This is a genomic window from Mycobacterium sp. IDUB_5, assembly GCF_055419565.1.
On sequence record NZ_JBVAXX010000002.1, the window covers coordinates 211,127 to 226,236 of the forward strand.

At 68.2% G+C, this 15,110-nt stretch carries 21 protein-coding genes; 15 read left to right on the forward strand and 6 right to left on the reverse strand.

What is annotated here, in order from left to right; translation table 11 throughout:
- Nucleotides 1-41: 41 nt before the first annotated feature.
- Nucleotides 42-188, reverse strand: coding sequence for a DUF1059 domain-containing protein (locus ACZY1G_RS06010; RefSeq protein ID WP_241207105.1), 147 nt, complete (start codon nt 186-188; stop codon nt 42-44).
- A gap of 18 nt (nt 189-206) precedes the next feature.
- Here ACZY1G_RS06010 and ACZY1G_RS06015 point away from each other — a divergent pair, with 18 nt between their 5' ends.
- On the forward strand, nt 207-893 hold the full coding sequence (locus ACZY1G_RS06015; protein ID WP_463821877.1) for a nitroreductase family protein: 687 nt from the start codon (nt 207-209) through the stop codon (nt 891-893).
- 4 nt (nt 894-897) lie between these two features.
- Nucleotides 898-1,287, forward strand: a complete 390-nt coding sequence (locus tag ACZY1G_RS06020) for a recombinase family protein (protein ID WP_463815523.1) — start codon at nt 898-900, stop codon at nt 1,285-1,287.
- Here ACZY1G_RS06020 and ACZY1G_RS06025 read toward each other — a convergent pair.
- Together ACZY1G_RS06025 and ACZY1G_RS06030 are read right to left on the reverse strand one after the other, a co-directional pair.
- On the reverse strand, nt 1,277-1,861 hold the full coding sequence (locus ACZY1G_RS06025; RefSeq protein ID WP_463821878.1) for an HhH-GPD-type base excision DNA repair protein: 585 nt from the start codon (nt 1,859-1,861) through the stop codon (nt 1,277-1,279). The two genes, ACZY1G_RS06020 and ACZY1G_RS06025, sit on opposite strands and share 11 nt — an antisense overlap.
- Before the next feature lie 66 nt (nt 1,862-1,927).
- On the reverse strand, nt 1,928-2,323 hold the full coding sequence (locus ACZY1G_RS06030) for a DUF2510 domain-containing protein (protein ID WP_463821879.1): 396 nt from the start codon (nt 2,321-2,323) through the stop codon (nt 1,928-1,930).
- 300 nt (nt 2,324-2,623) lie between these two features.
- Between ACZY1G_RS06030 and ACZY1G_RS06035 the strand changes: the two genes are divergently transcribed.
- The 11 genes from ACZY1G_RS06035 to ACZY1G_RS06085 all read left to right on the forward strand — a co-directional run bounded on the left by ACZY1G_RS06035 (nt 2,624) and on the right by ACZY1G_RS06085 (nt 12,611).
- A complete protein-coding gene (locus tag ACZY1G_RS06035; protein ID WP_463821880.1) occupies nt 2,624-3,022 on the forward strand; it encodes an Ltp family lipoprotein in 399 nt (132 codons plus the stop codon).
- 117 nt (nt 3,023-3,139) lie between these two features.
- Nucleotides 3,140-3,373, forward strand: coding sequence for a hypothetical protein (locus ACZY1G_RS06040; RefSeq protein WP_463821881.1), 234 nt, complete (start codon nt 3,140-3,142; stop codon nt 3,371-3,373).
- A gap of 24 nt (nt 3,374-3,397) precedes the next feature.
- Nucleotides 3,398-3,694: a DUF732 domain-containing protein gene (locus tag ACZY1G_RS06045; RefSeq protein ID WP_463821882.1), complete on the forward strand. Its 297-nt coding sequence runs from the start codon at nt 3,398-3,400 to the stop codon at nt 3,692-3,694.
- A 79-nt stretch (nt 3,695-3,773) separates the two neighbouring features.
- On the forward strand, nt 3,774-5,009 hold the full coding sequence (locus ACZY1G_RS06050; protein ID WP_463815521.1) for a sensor histidine kinase: 1,236 nt from the start codon (nt 3,774-3,776) through the stop codon (nt 5,007-5,009).
- Between the two features lie 13 nt (nt 5,010-5,022).
- On the forward strand, nt 5,023-5,805 hold the full coding sequence (locus tag ACZY1G_RS06055; protein WP_463821883.1) for a LytR/AlgR family response regulator transcription factor: 783 nt from the start codon (nt 5,023-5,025) through the stop codon (nt 5,803-5,805).
- Nucleotides 5,798-6,166: a hypothetical protein gene (locus tag ACZY1G_RS06060; protein ID WP_463815518.1), complete on the forward strand. Its 369-nt coding sequence runs from the start codon at nt 5,798-5,800 to the stop codon at nt 6,164-6,166. The genes ACZY1G_RS06055 and ACZY1G_RS06060 overlap by 8 nt, the downstream gene beginning before the upstream one ends.
- Nucleotides 6,163-7,905, forward strand: a complete 1,743-nt coding sequence (locus tag ACZY1G_RS06065; protein WP_463821884.1) for a sodium/solute symporter — start codon at nt 6,163-6,165, stop codon at nt 7,903-7,905. Before ACZY1G_RS06060 ends, ACZY1G_RS06065 begins: the two co-directional genes overlap by 4 nt.
- A 154-nt stretch (nt 7,906-8,059) precedes the next feature.
- The gene (locus tag ACZY1G_RS06070) at nt 8,060-8,410 is read left to right on the forward strand and encodes a DUF485 domain-containing protein (protein WP_463815516.1); all 351 of its coding nucleotides are present in this window, start codon (nt 8,060-8,062) and stop codon (nt 8,408-8,410) included.
- Nucleotides 8,407-10,038, forward strand: a complete 1,632-nt coding sequence (locus ACZY1G_RS06075) for a solute symporter family protein (RefSeq protein ID WP_463821885.1) — start codon at nt 8,407-8,409, stop codon at nt 10,036-10,038. The genes ACZY1G_RS06070 and ACZY1G_RS06075 overlap by 4 nt, the downstream gene beginning before the upstream one ends.
- Before the next feature lie 28 nt (nt 10,039-10,066).
- A complete protein-coding gene (locus ACZY1G_RS06080; protein ID WP_463821886.1) occupies nt 10,067-11,308 on the forward strand; it encodes an MFS transporter in 1,242 nt (413 codons plus the stop codon).
- Complete coding sequence (locus ACZY1G_RS06085; protein ID WP_463821887.1) at nt 11,274-12,611, forward strand: acyltransferase family protein; 1,338 nt, start codon at nt 11,274-11,276, stop codon at nt 12,609-12,611. Before ACZY1G_RS06080 ends, ACZY1G_RS06085 begins: the two co-directional genes overlap by 35 nt.
- Nucleotide 12,612: 1 nt before the next feature.
- Here ACZY1G_RS06085 and ACZY1G_RS06090 read toward each other — a convergent pair whose 3' ends face one another.
- Both ACZY1G_RS06090 and ACZY1G_RS06095 read right to left on the reverse strand, forming a co-directional pair.
- A complete protein-coding gene (locus ACZY1G_RS06090; protein ID WP_463815511.1) occupies nt 12,613-12,804 on the reverse strand; it encodes a DUF5302 domain-containing protein in 192 nt (63 codons plus the stop codon).
- 17 nt (nt 12,805-12,821) lie between these two features.
- Nucleotides 12,822-13,265: a PPOX class F420-dependent oxidoreductase gene (locus ACZY1G_RS06095; protein ID WP_221356634.1), complete on the reverse strand. Its 444-nt coding sequence runs from the start codon at nt 13,263-13,265 to the stop codon at nt 12,822-12,824.
- A gap of 75 nt (nt 13,266-13,340) precedes the next feature.
- Here ACZY1G_RS06095 and ACZY1G_RS06100 point away from each other — a divergent pair, with 75 nt between their 5' ends.
- Entirely contained in the window at nt 13,341-13,859 is a 519-nt protein-coding gene (locus ACZY1G_RS06100; RefSeq protein ID WP_463821888.1) for a DUF1697 domain-containing protein, read from the forward strand.
- A gap of 24 nt (nt 13,860-13,883) precedes the next feature.
- Nucleotides 13,884-14,729 (forward strand): class I SAM-dependent methyltransferase, encoded by an 846-nt coding sequence (locus tag ACZY1G_RS06105; protein WP_463815507.1) that lies wholly within the window; start codon nt 13,884-13,886, stop codon nt 14,727-14,729.
- Here the strand turns inward: ACZY1G_RS06105 and ACZY1G_RS06110 are convergent, their stop codons facing one another.
- A complete protein-coding gene (locus tag ACZY1G_RS06110; RefSeq protein ID WP_463815506.1) occupies nt 14,730-15,095 on the reverse strand; it encodes a GntR family transcriptional regulator in 366 nt (121 codons plus the stop codon).
- Nucleotides 15,096-15,110 lie beyond the last annotated feature (15 nt).

Sequence of the window (15,110 nt, forward strand, 5' to 3'; positions counted from 1 at the left end):
AACGACGCCGCAACTACCGTGGGTGCACCTTCGCGCTGTGGTCAGTAGGCCATGAACAGAATGGCGTCGCGGTCGTAGTCGCGGCCGGGGTGCACCTCGGACAGATGCGCCTTGGCCTTCTCGACCAGATCGTCCTCGTCCTTGCCCTGGATGGCCTCGCCGCACGGGCAGCTCAAGTGAGTCTTCATGACATCACAATGGCACACATGGACACCTACGAGGTGATGCGTTCGACGGGGGCGGTCCGGCAGTTCACCGGTGACCCTCTGCCCGACGAGACGCTGTACCGCATCCTCGACCACGCACGGTTCGCGCCGACGGGCGGCAACCGCCAAGGGGTGAGGGTGATCGTGGTGCGCGAGTTCGATACGCGCGTGGCGTTGGCGACCCTGAGCGAGACCGGCGCGCGCCGCTACAGAGCCCAGTCCGCGAACGGCGAAGGTCCGTGGAATCCGTTGCAGCCCATGCGCGCGACCCTTGAGCAGGTGGCAGCCACCGAGGTGCCTGCCGCAATGACGGCGCCGCTGCACACTGCGGCGGTGGTACTGGTGGTCTGTGTCGATCTCGGCGTGGTGGCCGCGACGGATCAAGACCTCGACCGCATCGGCGTGATCGCCGGCGCGTCGGTGTACCCGTTCGTCTGGAACGTGCTGCTGGCCGCCCGTAACGAGGGCTTCGGCGGTGTACTGACGACGATGGCGGTTGCCGAGGAGCCGCGGGTCAAGCAACTGCTCGGCATTCCCGACGACTATGCGCTGGCCGCTGTCGTTCCGCTCGGTCGACCGCAACGGCAGGTCCGCACGCTCACCCGCAAGCCGGTCGCGCAATTCGTGACGTCGGAGCGCTTCGACGGCGTGCCCTTCTCGAACGACGGCGTACCCGTGAGACCGTGAAGAGATGGCAGTGACGCTGGGGTACGCGACGGCCGGAGGGCCGGCGGCGGACCTCGCTGACCAGCTCGCCGAACTCGCCGCCGCGGGCGTCGACTCACGGCGCATCTTCACGGATCGGGCAGCCGGTTCGGCGGAGAAGATGCGGCCAGGATTGATCGCGCTACTCAGTTATGCCCGCCCGGGAGATGCGGTCGTGGTCGTGAGCCTGGACCGTCTGGGGCGCTCGTCGGCCGAGGTGGCGCACATCGTGGCGGACCTGACAGGCCGCGCAATCACGCTGCGCTGCTTGGCCAGCGGCCTCGACACCGCGAGCGCGGCGGGTCGAGCAGTGGCCGAGGTCCTGATTGAGCTCGCGGCGCTGGACACCGCGTTCGAAAGTGAACTCAGGTCGTAGCTTTGGCCGCCTTGGCCTTCGCTTTCATCTCCTTCTTGTACGAGCGCACCTTCTGCAGCGAGCCCGCGTCTTTCACATCGGCCACCGACATGTGGGCACCGGCCTTGCCGTAGTCACCGGCAGCGGCGCGCCAGCCCGACGGCGTGACCCCGTACTGCTTGCCGAGCAGCGCGAGGAAGATCTTGGCCTTCTGCTCGCCGAAGCCGGGCAGCGCCTTGAGACGACGCAGCACGGTCGCACCGTCGGCGCCGTCGGACCACAGGGCCGTCACGTCACCGCCGTACTCGTCGACGACCGTCTGCGCCAGCGCCTGCACGCGCTTGGCCATCGAACCCGGAAAGCGATGAACCGCAGGGGTTTGCGCGCAGACCGCGGCGAACTCCTCGGGGTCGAAGTCGGCGATGGTCGCGGCGTCGAAGCCGCCGATGCGGTCGGCGATCTTCTTCGGCCCGGCGAACGCCACCTCCATGGCGATCTGCTGATCGAGCAGCATGCCGACCAGCAGAGCGAAGGGGCTCTCGTCGAGCAGAGCGTCGGCGTCTGCGTCCTGCGCGAGGCACAACGTCACGGTCATCTGCAGCAGCTTACGTAAACGCGATGCGCGGCTCCACGCGCTCGGCACGCAACCTCGGACTTCTAGCTAGCCGTCAAACATGTGGCTAATCTCATCTCGCTTCTGCGAGAGCTGATTCTCCATGTAGATCGCGCTGAAGAGAGCAACAGCCAGGGCGAGCGACGCCACGACTCGAACCCACCCGACAGCTCGCATCAAGAACGCGACAGCTACTCCCGCCGCCGCCAGACCGACACCGGTCCAGATTGGGCCGGTGCCGGTGAGGAGGCTTGCCGATTGCATGGACATCATCAGGCCAATGACTGCCAGGACACAGACACCGATGGCGACGGCCGTATCCCGCCCCTTTGAAGCGTCGCGACTAGTCGTCGGGTTCACCCACCCAGTGCCGTCCCAATAAATCTGCCGGTTGGCGTCGAGGGGGTCGGGATACCACCCCGGTGCTTGAGAAGGCTGAGTCATTGCTTCGATCCCCCATTTCTTTCTCAGCAAGTATGCAGGGCGACCACGAATATTTTGGTTACAAAGGACAACATGACCTGAGGTAGCGACCGCACATGTCCGCCAATAAGCAAACGTGGGCGAGACCCAGGACAAGCGCCGTGCCCACGCCTTGAACCCATCCTGATGCGGGGCGCAAACGTCGACGTCTCGTCAGCGATCGCATTCCAGCGGGACGGTCGGCACCGTTTCTGGCAATTCGCTGACAGATAGCCAGGCGTCCACGTACTCTCCATATCTGCGCCTTGGGGGGTTCAAAGAATGAAAACCTATGTTGCGGCGGCCTGGATTGCCGGCGCTTTAACCGGAGCATTCGTCGTTGCGGCATCACCGGCCACGGCCGACAGTCCAGTTCATCAACTGCCGCTTAGCCCTGTCAGTCAACAAAGTGCCGTTCGATCGGCGCAGTCCTATCTGGAGATGTCCGGGTTCTCGCGCAGCGGACTCATCAATCAGCTGGAGTACGAAGGGTTCTCAACCGACGAAGCAGTTGTGGCTGCCGACAGTATCGGTGCCGACTGGAACCTTCAAGCAGCTAGGTCGGCAAAGTCGTATTTAGAGATGTCCGGCTTTTCTCGCAGTGGCCTCATCAACCAACTTATGTACGAGGGTTTCACGGCCGCGCAAGCACAGTACGGCGCGGCATCCGTCGGTCTGTGAAAACAACGGGGAGATAGAACGATGACCGCAAAATTTTGTCCGCTAGCGATGATCACCACCGTGATGATCGGGCTTGGATTGGCATACGCTGCACCCGCTTCGGCGCAAAGTTGGACGATGCCGAACCTCATCGGGAAGGATCTGCAGGGCGCCCAGGACGAGATCCAATCGGTCTCCGACGGGCAGGTCTGGTTCTCCGGTTCCACCGATCTGACCGGTCAAGGTCGCGCACAGATTCTGGATCGCGCGTGGGTGGTCTGCACATCGACGCCACCGCCCGGTTCACCGTTCACGACGACGACCGACATCACCTTCGGTGTCGTCAAGAAAGACATCGAGACCTGCCCCTGACGTGACCGCACCGAGGAGAACTCCATGAGGCGCATCGCCGTCGCGCTGGCCGCAGCAACTGTCATGGCGCTGGCGCTCGCCGGAACCGCCCAAGCCATCCCGGATCAAGGCACGCCGGCTTTCTACGCGTACCTGCAAGGCTTGCAGCGCAACGGCTACAACCTCAACCCGGATACCGCGTGGCGGGTCGCGCATCAGGCGTGCATCGGCGGCATCCCCGGCTACATCGGCCTCGAGCTGGCGGCCCAGGGCGTCATCGGCCCCGGCGCGCAGGAGCGCGTGTTCGACGTCGCCCGCAAGTACGCGTGCCCGGTGCAGTGACGCGCGCTGCGCAGTAGTCGGCCAAGGCACAGCCGAGGCATACCATCGACAACTGAATATGTGGCGAGGAGCGTGAACCATGTCCGGCCAGCTCGCCATCGCCCTGACCGTCGCGCTGATCGTCATCGCGGTGGCGGCGGTCGTCTTGGCGCTACGCACCCGGCGGGTGGTCGCGACACCGACCGAGCGGGCCGTGCACGCCGCGCTGCACACCGCGTCGCTCGCGGCCCGTGCGCTGCGCCAGGGCCTGACCCCGGACTCCGCCCGCGAGGCGGCCCCGTTCCTGCGGGAACTCACCGGCACCGACCGGCTCGCTCTGTTCGACAGCACCGGCAAGCTGCTGGTCTGCGATCCCGACGACCCCAGCGACGAATGGGACGCCGACGTGCGTGACGCCTGTGCGACAGCGGCCGGCGATTCGCTCTCCGGTCAGCGCCGTGTGATGGGGCACGCCCCGACCTCAGCGGTCGTCGCACAACCGCTGCTCGCCGACGGCGGCGACGTACTGGGTGTCCTGGTCGTGGTGACGACGCGCTCCCCGGGTCCGGGTCTGCTGGGCGCCGTCGGCGAGGTGGCCCGCTATGCCGCGAGTCAGATCGAACTCGCCGAACTCGACGCCTCGCGGGCCAGGCTCGACCGCGCCGAGGTCCTCGCGCTGCGCGCCCAGATCAGCCCGCACTTCCTCTACAACTCGCTGAACACGATCGCCTCGTTCGTGCGCACCGACCCCGATCGCGCCCGCGACCTCGTCCTGGAATTCGCCGACTTCACCCGCTACTCCTTCCGCGCCGCCGGCCAATTCACCACGCTGGCCGAGGAACTGAAGAACATCGACCGCTACCTCACCCTCGAGCGCGCCCGTTTCGGCGACGCGCTGCGGGTGCGGCTGCAGGTGGCCCCCGAGGTGCTCACCGTCACGGTCCCGTTCCTCGCTCTGCAACCGTTGGTGGAGAACGCCGTTCGGCACGGCTTCGCGGGACGCGGAAGTGGGTCCATCGAGTTGATCGCGCGCGACGAGGGCTCCGACTGCGTCATCTCGGTCGAGGACGACGGTGTCGGCATGGACCCCGAGGTGTTGCGTTCGGGAACGGGCGACGCACTGCCGACCGGCGACACGAGCGGCACCGAGGGCGCCTCGGCGCACGTCGGACTGACCAATGTCGACCATCGACTGCGCGCGGCATTCGGCAACGATTACGGTCTGGTGGTCGAGACAGCGATCGGCGCCGGCACCAAGGTGACCATGCGGGTGCCCAAGTTCCGATCCGGCGTACGGGCCGATGGAGGGACGTTCGGGGTGGGTCGAAATGGCTAGGCGTGTGTAGGCAGTGAGCAGATCCCTCACCGTTCTCGCGGTCGACGACGAGGTCCCCGCCCTGGACGAGGTGGCGTACCTGCTGAGCCGTCACCCCGACATCGGCGAGGTGATCCGCGCCGGGGACGCGACCTCGGCCCTGCGGGAGCTCAATCACCGTCGCATCGACGCGGTCTTCCTCGACATCAACATGCCCGGCCTGTCGGGCATCGAATTGGCCGGGGTGCTCGCGCACTACGCGCAGCGGCCGGCCATCGTGTTCGTCACCGCTCACGACGACAAGGCCGTCGCCGCCTTCGATCTCGGCGCGGTCGACTACCTGCTCAAGCCGATCCGCGACGACCGTCTCGACGAAGCGGTCCGTCGCGTCGTCACGTCCCGCCCTGCCGACACTCCGACCGAGCGCGACGACGCCGACTCCGACGTCATTCCCGCCGAACTCGCCGGCGTCACCCACCTCATCCCCCGCACGAGCATCAGCTGGGTCGAAGCCGAAGGCGACTATGCCCGCCTCCACTCGGCGTCCGGGGCGCACCTGGTGCGGATTCCGCTCAGCACCCTGGAAAACCGTTGGGGCGAGCACGGTTTCCAGCGGGTGCACCGCTCCTACCTGGTCGCGCTGCCGTTCGTGACGGGGCTGCGCACCGCGGACGGCGCGGTCCTGGTTCGCCTGCGCGACAACGGCGCGTCACCGGCGGTGGAACTGCCCGTCAGCCGGCGCCAAGCCCGCGAGCTGCGGGACCGGGTGGTGCGCAGCCCGATGCGCAGCCTGCGCCCGGGAGGCAGCGATGAGTGACCGCCCGCAGCGGCAACGGGTCGTGCTCGCGCACCGCCGCGGCGCCCGCATGGTGCGCACCCGCGTCGAGGTGCAAGAGCAGACCCAGGTGGGCGACGCGCTGGTGCGCGGGCTCGTGCGTGCGCAGCTCGGCTTGGCGCTGCGGCTCGGCGCGGTGGTGGTCTGCCTGGTAGGCGCGATCCCGGTGATCACCGCGCTGTTCCCCGCCCTGAGCTCGGTGACGGTGCTCGGGTTGCGGCTCAACTGGCTGGTGTTGGCCGGCCTGGTGTACCCGCTGCTGTACGGCATCGGCTGGGCCTACGTGCGACTCGCCGAACAGGGCGAGAGGGACTTCGTCGGCGTGGTGGACGCCGAACCGTGACCGGTTCACCGCTGACCGCCGCCGCGCTGCTGGCCGCGGCCGGTGCCACGATCGCGATCGGCGCCTACGGAGTCCGCTTCTCCCGCACCACCTCCGACTTCCTCGTCGCCTCCCGCACTGTCGGCTCGCAGTGGAACGCCGCCGCGATCTCGGGTGAATACCTCTCGGCAGCATCGTTTCTCGGCGTGGCGGGGCTGATCGCCAAGTACGGTGCCGATGCGCTGTGGTACCCGGTGGGTTTCACCGCGGGCTATCTCGGCCTACTGCTGTTCGTCGCGGCGCCGCTGCGCCGCTCGGGGGCCTACACCGTGCCCGACTTCGCCGAGTTCCGGCTCGGCTCCCAGCGGCTGCGCAAGATCGCGATGCTCGTCGTGGTGGTGATCTGCGTCTTCTATCTGGTACCGCAGTACCAGGGTGCGGGCCTGACGCTGAGCACCCTGCTCGGGACGCCGGTGTGGTTGGGGCCCTTGGCTGTCGGCGCGATAGTGCTGACCAACGTGGTGGCCGGCGGCATGCGCTCGATCACGTTCGTGCAGGCGTTCCAGTACTGGTTGAAACTGACCGCGGTGGCGATTCCCGCGCTCGCGCTGGCGGGTCTGTTCCTCGGCGATCGTGGCGGTGAGCTCGGTGGCCCGCTCCCCCCGACCGTCACGCAGGACATCACGGTGGCCATCGACACCGATGTGGTGGTGCAGGTGGTCGCCCCGGGAGGCATCACGGTCACCGGCACGCTCGACGGACGTCCGGTGGCCGAGGCGCCCGTCGGCGGCGCGGGCGAGCACACCCTGGGCGCCGGCAGCACGCTGCGGCTGGCCGCGGGCGCGGCGACACCGGTGGTCGCGGGCACCCCCGCCGCCGGGGCCGACTGGATCGCCTCGGGCGGCGGGTTGGGCGGTGCCCATCCGATGTATCAGGTCGTGTCGATCATGGTGGCGACCTTCCTGGGCACCATGGGGTTGCCGCACGTGCTCGTGCGCTTCTACACCAACCCCGACGGACGGGCGGCGCGGCGCACAGCCCTGGCGGTCATCGCGCTGCTGGCGCTGTTCTATCTGTTCCCGACGCTGCTGGGCGTGTTCTCCCGGCTCTACGTGCCGCAGCTGCTGATCACCGGAACCGCGGACGCGGCGGTGCTGCTGGCACCCGGGTCCGCGGTGGGCGGCGCGGCCGGGCAGCTGCTGGCGGCGCTGGTGGCTGCGGGTGCGATCGCGGCCTTCCTGGCGACGTCGTCGGGCCTGCTGGTCAGCTTCGCCGGCGCGTTGGCCACCGACGTGCTGGGTGGCCGCGTGCGGGACTTCCGCGTGGCTGCGGTGATCGGCGGTCTGATCCCGATTCCGTTGGCGCTGGCCGCATCCGGCGGGCTCGAGCTGTCCCGCAGCGTCGGACTGGCGTTCGCGGTGGCGGCCTCGACGCTGTGCCCACTGCTGGTGCTGGGCATCTGGTGGCGCGGCCTGACCGCCGCGGGGGCCGGGTGGGGACTGGCCGTCGGTGGGTTGCTCTCCGGCGTCGCGGTGACGGTTGCGGTCGCCGGGGGCGTCGACGACGACGTCGCCGGAGGGTGGCCTGCTGTGCTGATCGGGTATCCCGCCGCGATCAGCGTTCCGCTGGCGTTCGCGACGATGATCGTGGTCAGCCGCGTGACCCGCGAGTCGGTGCCCGCTGACGTGGCGCAGACGTTCGCGCGGATGCACCTGCCGGAAAACTTGGGGATGGTCGTCGAGCGCGTGCCCGACACGTAAGCCGCTTGTCAGCCGTTCGTCGATGCCGACCGACCGCTCACCGCAGCGCTGCCCGACCTCATCGTGTTCACCCGATTGTGCCTGTTTTTGTGACCCACATCTCAACTACGGTCCTGAGCACAGCCGGTTCACAGCAGTCAGGAGCGACATCACCGTGTCCGACACCGACCTACCCATCCGCCCGGACGCGATCAGCGGGGAACGCTATCTCGAAGTCCAGGCCAGCCCGGAGTTCCAGGAGCTACGAAACAGACTGCGCCGCTTCGTGTTCCCGATGACCGGGATCTTCATCGTCTGGTACGCCGTCTACGTACTGCTGGGCGCCTTCGCCCACGACTTCATGGCCACCAGGGTGTGGGGCGACATCAACGTCGGGCTCATCATCGGCCTGGGTCAGTTCCTGTCGACGTTCCTCATCACCGGCCTCTACGTCCGCTTCGCCAACCGTGAGCTCGACCCGCGCGCCGAGGCGATCCGCACCGAACTGGAAGGCGACCTCCGATGACCACCGTCCTGGCGCAGTCTTCGACCGTCGGCAACCCCATCGCCAACATCGGGATCTTCAGCCTGTTCGTCGTCGTCACGATGATCGTGGTGATCCGCGCCAGCAAGCGCAACGCCACCGCTGACGAGTTCTTCACCGGCGGGCGCGGATTCTCCGGCCCGCAGAACGGCATCGCGATCGCCGGCGACTATCTGTCGGCAGCCAGCTTCCTCGGCATCGCGGGCGCGATCGCGGTCTACGGCTACGACGGCTTCCTCTATTCGATCGGCTTCCTCGTGGCCTGGCTCGTGGCGCTGCTGCTCGTCGCCGAATTGCTACGCAACACAGGTAAATTCACGATGGCCGACGTGCTGAGCTTCCGGCTCAAGCAGCGCCCGGTGAGGCTCGCTGCGGCCACCAACACCCTGACGGTGTCGTTGTTCTACCTGCTGGCCCAGATGGCCGGCGCCGGCGGGCTCGTGGCGCTGCTGCTCGACATCAAGAGCCGCACCGGTCAGTCCGTCGTCATCGCCGTCGTCGGCGTGCTGATGATCGTCTACGTGCTGGTCGGCGGCATGAAGGGCACCACATGGGTACAGATCATCAAGGCCGTGCTGCTCATCGTGGGCGCCGGCTTCATGACCGTGATGGTGCTCGCCAAGTTCGGGCTGAACTTCTCCGAGATCCTCGGCTCCGCGCAGTCGGCGATCAGCGGCGCCACCACCGAAGGCGTCGCCAAGCGTGACGTGCTCGCCCCCGGCGCGCAGTACGGCGGCTCGCTGACCTCGCAGATCAACTTCATCTCGCTGGCACTGGCGCTGGTCCTGGGCACCGCGGGCCTGCCGCACGTGCTCATGCGCTTCTACACGGTGCCCACGGCCAAGGAGGCGCGGCGCAGCGTCGTCTGGGCCATCGCGCTGATCGGCGCCTTCTATCTGTTCACGCTGGTGCTCGGATACGGCGCGGCCGCCCTGGTCGGCCCCGACCGCATCCTGTCCGCCGCGGGCGGGGTGAACTCCGCGGCGCCGCTGCTGGCGTTCGAACTGGGTGGCGTGATCCTGCTCGGCGTGATCTCGGCGGTCGCGTTCGCGACCATCCTCGCCGTCGTCGCCGGCCTGACGATCACCGCGTCGGCGTCTTTCGCTCACGACATCTACGCGAGTGTCCTGAAGAACCATCAGGTAACCGAGGCCGAGCAGGTCCGGGTCTCCCGGATCACCGCGGTGGTGCTGGGCGTGTTCGCGATCGGCCTGGGCATCCTCGCCAACGGCCAGAACGTGGCGTTCCTGGTCGCGCTCGCATTCGCGGTCGCGGCAGCGGCCAACCTCCCGACGATCGTGTTCTCGCTGTACTGGAAGCGGTTCAACACCCGCGGCGCACTGTGGAGCATGTACGGCGGGCTCATCTCGACCCTCGTACTGATCGTGTTCTCCCCCGCGGTGTCGGGCGCCAAGACCTCGATGATCCCGGGCGCTGATTTCGCCTGGTTCCCGCTGGCCAACCCCGGCATCGTGTCGATCCCGCTGGCGTTCGTGCTCGGCATCGTCGGCACCTTGACCTCATCGGATCGCGGCAACCCGGAGGTCAACGCCGAGATGGAGGTGCGGTCGCTCACCGGTATCGGCGCGGAGAAGGCGGTCGCGCACTGACCCGGTCTGCGGAATAGCCTCGGCGGGTATGCCGCTGAGAATGTCCGTGCACCGTTACTCGATGGCTCTGCTGGGCTACGCGTTCGCCGCGATCATGGTCGGCACCACGCTGCCCACGCCGATGTACGCACTGTTCGCCGAGGAACTGCACTTCCACGTGCTGACGACGACGATCATCTTCGCCGCATACGCCGGCGGCGTGCTGTCGGCGCTGCTGCTGTTCGGCCGCTGGTCCGATGTGGTGGGCCGGCGGCCGGTGCTGCTGGCCGGGATCGCGATGGCGGCGGCCAGCGCCGTGGTGTTCGTCCTGGCCGACTCGGTGCCCGAACTCCTCGTCGGCCGGGTGCTGTCCGGGTTGTCGGCCGGGTTGTTCACCGGGACGGCGACGGCGGCGGTGATCGAGGCGGCGCCGCCGGCGTGGCGGAGCCGCGCGGCCGCGGTCGCCTCGGTGGTGAACATCGGCGGGTTGGGCCTGGGTCCGGTGCTGGCCGGCGTGCTCGTGCAGTACGCGCCACGGCCGCTGGACCTGAGCTTCGTCGTGCACCTCGCGTTGACGGTCGCCGCCGCGGTCGCGGTGCTGTGCTCACGGGAGACCTCCCCGCGGCAGGGCCGGCTCGGGTTCCAGCGTCTGGCGGTGCCGCCGGAGGCGCGGCCGGTCTTCATCGTGGCCGCGCTCGCGGGTTTCGCGGGGTTCGCCGTCACCGGCCTGTTCGCCGCGGTGGCGCCGTCCTTCCTGGCCGAGGTCATCGGCATCGGCAACCACGCGCTGGCCGGGCTCATCGCCGGCACGATCTTCCTCACCTCGGCGCTGGCCCAGGTCGCGGCGCGGACCATGAATCCCGAACGGGCCGTGGCGATCGGCTGCGCGATCCTGATCGCCGGCATGGCGACGCTGGCGGTGGCCCTGCACGTCGGCTCGCTGCCGGGCCTGATCGCAGCGGCCGTCATCTCCGGCATCGGCCAGGGCATCAGCTTCAGCCGGGGGCTGGCCGCGGTGTCTGAACGCACCCCGCTCGACCGGCGCGCCGAGGTCAGCTCCACCTACTTCGTCGTCGCCTATGTCGCGATCGCGGTTCCCGTGGTCGGTGAGGGCGTGGCCGCCCAGGCGTGGGGATTGCGCACCTCGGGGGTGGCGTTCGCGATCGCGGTCGCCGTTCTCGCTGCCGGCTGCCTGATCGCGATCCTGAGTGCTTCTACTCATTCGGAGGATGCCGAGCCGCAGCTAGTTTCGGGGCATGAGCCAACGGATGCGGTTTCCCCGCCCCGATGAGGTAGAGGCAGCCACCCCGCCCGAGCGCGATCGCGCGATCGACGTCATCCGCATCACCGCGCTCGTCGGAGTCGTCGTGGGTCATACCGTGATGGCGACCAGCACCATCCGTGACGGCGTCTTCGTCTGGACCAACCTGCTGACGGTGTCGCCGGTGTTCCAGGCGCTGACGTGGGTCTTCCAGATCATGCCGCTGTTCTTCTTCGCCGGCGTGGCCGCGTCGGTGCAGACGTGGACGCCGGGCGCGAGCTGGGGCGACTGGCTGATGCGCCGCTGCACCCGCCTGTACCGGCCGGTGTTCTCCTATCTGGCGATCTGGGCTGTGACGCTGGTCGTCGCGCGGGACGTGCTGCCCGTGCACGTCTACGAACCCATCGCCGGGATCTCCATCCAGCTGCTGTGGTTCCTCGGCGCCTACGTCCTGGTGCTCGCCACGGTGCCGCTGCTCGCGCGGATCACCACGACCCGTCGCTTCGTCACGACGGTGGCCGTCCTGTACGGCGTGGTCGCCGGGGTCGACCTGCTACGCATCAGCGTCGACGGTTGGTCGGCGCTCGGCTACCTGAACTTCGCGATGTGGTTGATCCCCGGCGCTTTCGGCGTCGCCTATCGCCGCGGCCTGCTGCGCGGCCGCACGGCGCTGACGACGGCGCTCGTCGCGTTCGGCGTCAACGTGGCGCTGGTGGCCTTCGGCCCGTACGAGCTCAGCCTGGTGGGGTTGGAGAGCCAGCATCTGAAGAACATGACGCCGCCGTCGCTGCTACTGGCTGGGCACGCGATCATGATGTGCGCGTTGGCAATTGCCGCTGCGCCCGCGATCGGCCGGTGGGCGCGGCGGCCACGGGTGTGGTGGGCGACGGCGATCGGCAACTCCGGAGCGATGACGCTGTACCTGTGGCACATCCCACCGCTGCTCGCCATCCATCTCGCGTTCGACTACCTGGGCTTCCCGCGCTTCGACCCCGCCGCGCCGGACTTCGTCGTCGTGTCCGTCCTGCAGGTGGCGATCATGGCGGCAGCGGTCGCTGCCGCGTTCGTCGCGCTGCGCCCGCTGGAGAACGGCCCACTTCCGTTGTGGGACGGCGGCTTCGTGGCCGTGCCGGGGGCACGCAGTGCCGCAGTCGGATCGCTGCTCTGCATCGCCGGAGCGGCGACGCTGGCATCGGTCGGGTGGGGCCTCAAGGATCTGGGCCTACCGCTGGTGGCCGTGACGCTGTGCGCGCTGATCGCGGCGAGGGCACTGGCCCGCGACGAGCGCCCGGTCACCCAGCCGCCGCGTGAGGCGGCCGCTGCGGGAAGGTGAGTTAGCCGCTCTTGCGGCGGAACTCGCGACGGTTCTCGAGCGGGCCGTGCGCACGGGGTTGCTTCGTACCGCCGTCGCGGTGGTTGGAGCCGCCGCCCGCCTGAGCTTTCTTGCGCTCCAGCGCCTCACGGAACTTGCGCTTGTTCTCGTCCTCGGGAGTATCGGACGACTCGGCCGACCCTTGGGATGCCATGGCGCAAGCGTAGCCGCTCAGCGCTTGCCGGGCGGCATGCCGTAGAGGTGTCCGATGGGTAGGCGCATCAACACCCGCCGGTCGTCGACCATGGCGCGGCGGTAGTCGTCCCAGTCGGGGTGTTCCCCGGCGATCTCGCGGTAGAGCTCGACCAACCCCGCGACGGTGTCGTCGTTCGGGTCGGCGGCAGGCGGGGTGAGCACGGCATCGCCCTCGGCCACCGCGTAGGCCCAGCCGTCGTCGGAGCTGACATGGATGGCTGCGCGGGGATCGCGGCGCAGGTTGCGCGTCTTGGCCCGCGGCTCGGTGATCGACACCGAGATCGTCAGCGTCCGCGGATCGAAGTGATAGGACACGTTCGACAGCTGCGGTCTGCCGTCGCGTTTGAGGGTGGCCAACACCCCCAGCGAGTTCCCGGCGATCAGCGCCAACAGCTTGTCGTCGAACACGTCGCGTGTCATCACCTGAGGGTACGTCGGCGCAGGAAGTGGAATGATCGAACAGGTGGACCTCATGCACAACACGGTGACCCCGCGATGACGCACTATGTCGCGCTGTTGCGCGGGGTGAACGTGGGTGGGGTCAAGCTGAAGATGCCCGAAGTTGCGCGCGCCCTGTCCGACGCCGGCTTCACCGATGTGACGACGGTGCTGGCGACGGGCAACGTGCTCGTGAGCAGCCGGGCCGGGGCCGCCGGTGTCCGCAAGAAAGCCGAAAAGGCACTGCGTGACGAATTCGGTTACGACGCTTGGGTTCTGGTGTACGACATGGACACGTTGGCCGACATCTCCGCCGCCTATCCGTTCGAGCGCGAACGCGACGGTCACCAGTCCTACGTCACGTTCGTCAGTGACCCCGAGGTTCTCGGCGAGCTGGCCGCGCTGTCGCCCGGGCCGAAGGAGAAGATCGAGGCGGGTGACGGCGTCGTCTACTGGCAGGTGCCCAAGGGGTCGACACTGGACAGCACCGTCGGCAAGACCATGGGCGACAAGCGGTACAAGCCCTCGACCACGACCCGCAATCTGCGCACCATCGACAAGCTGTTGGCAGCCTGAGAGCGAAGACGGAGATCACCACGGATGACACGATCGCCCAAGCACGCTGCGGATCTGACGGGAGTCTCGGAGACCGCGTTGATGACGCTCGCGGTGCGAGCGGCTGAGGCGCGCCGCCCCGACGGGATCATCGACGACCCGATGGCCATCCATCTGATGGACTCGATCGACTTCGACTTCGCGAAGTTCGGCTTCACGCGCCGCCAGGACATGGCGTTGCGGGCCAACCTGTTCGACAAGTACGCCCGCCGCTATCTGCGCGACCATCCGAAGGCGACGGTGGTGGCGTTGGCCGAGGGTCTGCAGACGAGCTTCTATCGACTCGACACCACCGGCGGGGTCGGCCACGACTTCTCGTGGCTCAGTGTCGACCTGCCGCCGATGATCGACCTGCGACGGGCCATCCTGCCGCCGTCGGATCGCATCACCGAGTGCGCGCAGTCCGCGCTCGACTTCAGCTGGATGGACGGGGTCGACACCGGCAGCAACTCCGAGAACGGGGTGTTCATCACGGCCGAGGGACTGTTGATGTATCTGCAGCCCGAGGAAGCGATGTCGATCATCACCGAGTGCGCCGCCCGTTTCCCCGGCGGCCAGATGATCTTCGATCTCCCGCCGTCGGGATTCGCCGCGCTGGCCCGCCGCGGAATGCGCACCTCGCTGCGCTACCGCGTTCCGCCGATGCCGTTCTCGCTGACGGTCGCCGAGCTCGCCGATCTGGCCAACACGGTGCCCGGGGTGCGGGCCGTACACGATCTGCCGGCCGAACCTGCCCGGGGCCGTCTGCTCAACGCAGTGCTGTGGACCTGGCAGCGGCTGCCGCTGCTCGACCCGCTGCGGCCGCTGACCACGCTGCTCGAATTCGGCTGATCAGCCGAACGCCGCCTCGACATAGCGCAACGCCTGCCCTTTCCCGACCCCCAGCGCTTTGGCCGCCGACACATAGGTGTGTGCGGCGTCAGCCAGCGCAGAGTCGGCCGGGTCCGAGCTCGCGACGAAAGTGCCGAACCGGCCACGGGTTTCCAGAATGCCGGCGGCTTCCAGCTCACGGTAGGCGCGGGCGACGGTGTTGACCGCCAGACCCAGCTGGCCGGCCAGTTCCCGCACGGTCGGCAGGCGCGTGCCCGGCGTGAGCCGGCCGTCCCGAATACCCTCGATGATCTGCGTTCTGAGCTGGTCGAACAGCGGTCGGGCCGCTTGCGTGTCGACGTGCACCCAATCCCCCAACTCGGCCACGTGCTCAGTATCGCC

Bases quoted from the DNA above. Each gene is read 5' to 3' on its own strand.
- ACZY1G_RS06060 (WP_463815518.1), top strand. From the start codon at position 5,798: ATGAGTGACCGCCCGCAGCGGCAACGGGTCGTGCTCGCGCACCGCCGC.
- ACZY1G_RS06095 (WP_221356634.1), bottom strand. From the start codon at position 13,265: ATGACACGCGACGTGTTCGACGACAAGCTGTTGGCGCTGATCGCCGGG.
- ACZY1G_RS06020 (WP_463815523.1), top strand. From the start codon at position 898: ATGGCAGTGACGCTGGGGTACGCGACGGCCGGAGGGCCGGCGGCGGAC.
- ACZY1G_RS06010 (WP_241207105.1), bottom strand. From the start codon at position 188: ATGAAGACTCACTTGAGCTGCCCGTGCGGCGAGGCCATCCAGGGCAAG.
- ACZY1G_RS06080 (WP_463821886.1), top strand. From the start codon at position 10,067: ATGCCGCTGAGAATGTCCGTGCACCGTTACTCGATGGCTCTGCTGGGC.
- ACZY1G_RS06030 (WP_463821879.1), bottom strand. From the start codon at position 2,323: ATGACTCAGCCTTCTCAAGCACCGGGGTGGTATCCCGACCCCCTCGAC.
- ACZY1G_RS06105 (WP_463815507.1), top strand. From the start codon at position 13,884: ATGACACGATCGCCCAAGCACGCTGCGGATCTGACGGGAGTCTCGGAG.
- ACZY1G_RS06045 (WP_463821882.1), top strand. From the start codon at position 3,398: ATGAGGCGCATCGCCGTCGCGCTGGCCGCAGCAACTGTCATGGCGCTG.
- ACZY1G_RS06050 (WP_463815521.1), top strand. From the start codon at position 3,774: ATGTCCGGCCAGCTCGCCATCGCCCTGACCGTCGCGCTGATCGTCATC.
- ACZY1G_RS06015 (WP_463821877.1), top strand. From the start codon at position 207: ATGGACACCTACGAGGTGATGCGTTCGACGGGGGCGGTCCGGCAGTTC.
- ACZY1G_RS06040 (WP_463821881.1), top strand. From the start codon at position 3,140: ATGCCGAACCTCATCGGGAAGGATCTGCAGGGCGCCCAGGACGAGATC.
- ACZY1G_RS06025 (WP_463821878.1), bottom strand. From the start codon at position 1,861: ATGACCGTGACGTTGTGCCTCGCGCAGGACGCAGACGCCGACGCTCTG.
- ACZY1G_RS06085 (WP_463821887.1), top strand. From the start codon at position 11,274: ATGAGCCAACGGATGCGGTTTCCCCGCCCCGATGAGGTAGAGGCAGCC.
- ACZY1G_RS06075 (WP_463821885.1), top strand. From the start codon at position 8,407: ATGACCACCGTCCTGGCGCAGTCTTCGACCGTCGGCAACCCCATCGCC.
- ACZY1G_RS06035 (WP_463821880.1), top strand. From the start codon at position 2,624: ATGAAAACCTATGTTGCGGCGGCCTGGATTGCCGGCGCTTTAACCGGA.
- ACZY1G_RS06090 (WP_463815511.1), bottom strand. From the start codon at position 12,804: ATGGCATCCCAAGGGTCGGCCGAGTCGTCCGATACTCCCGAGGACGAG.
- ACZY1G_RS06100 (WP_463821888.1), top strand. From the start codon at position 13,341: ATGACGCACTATGTCGCGCTGTTGCGCGGGGTGAACGTGGGTGGGGTC.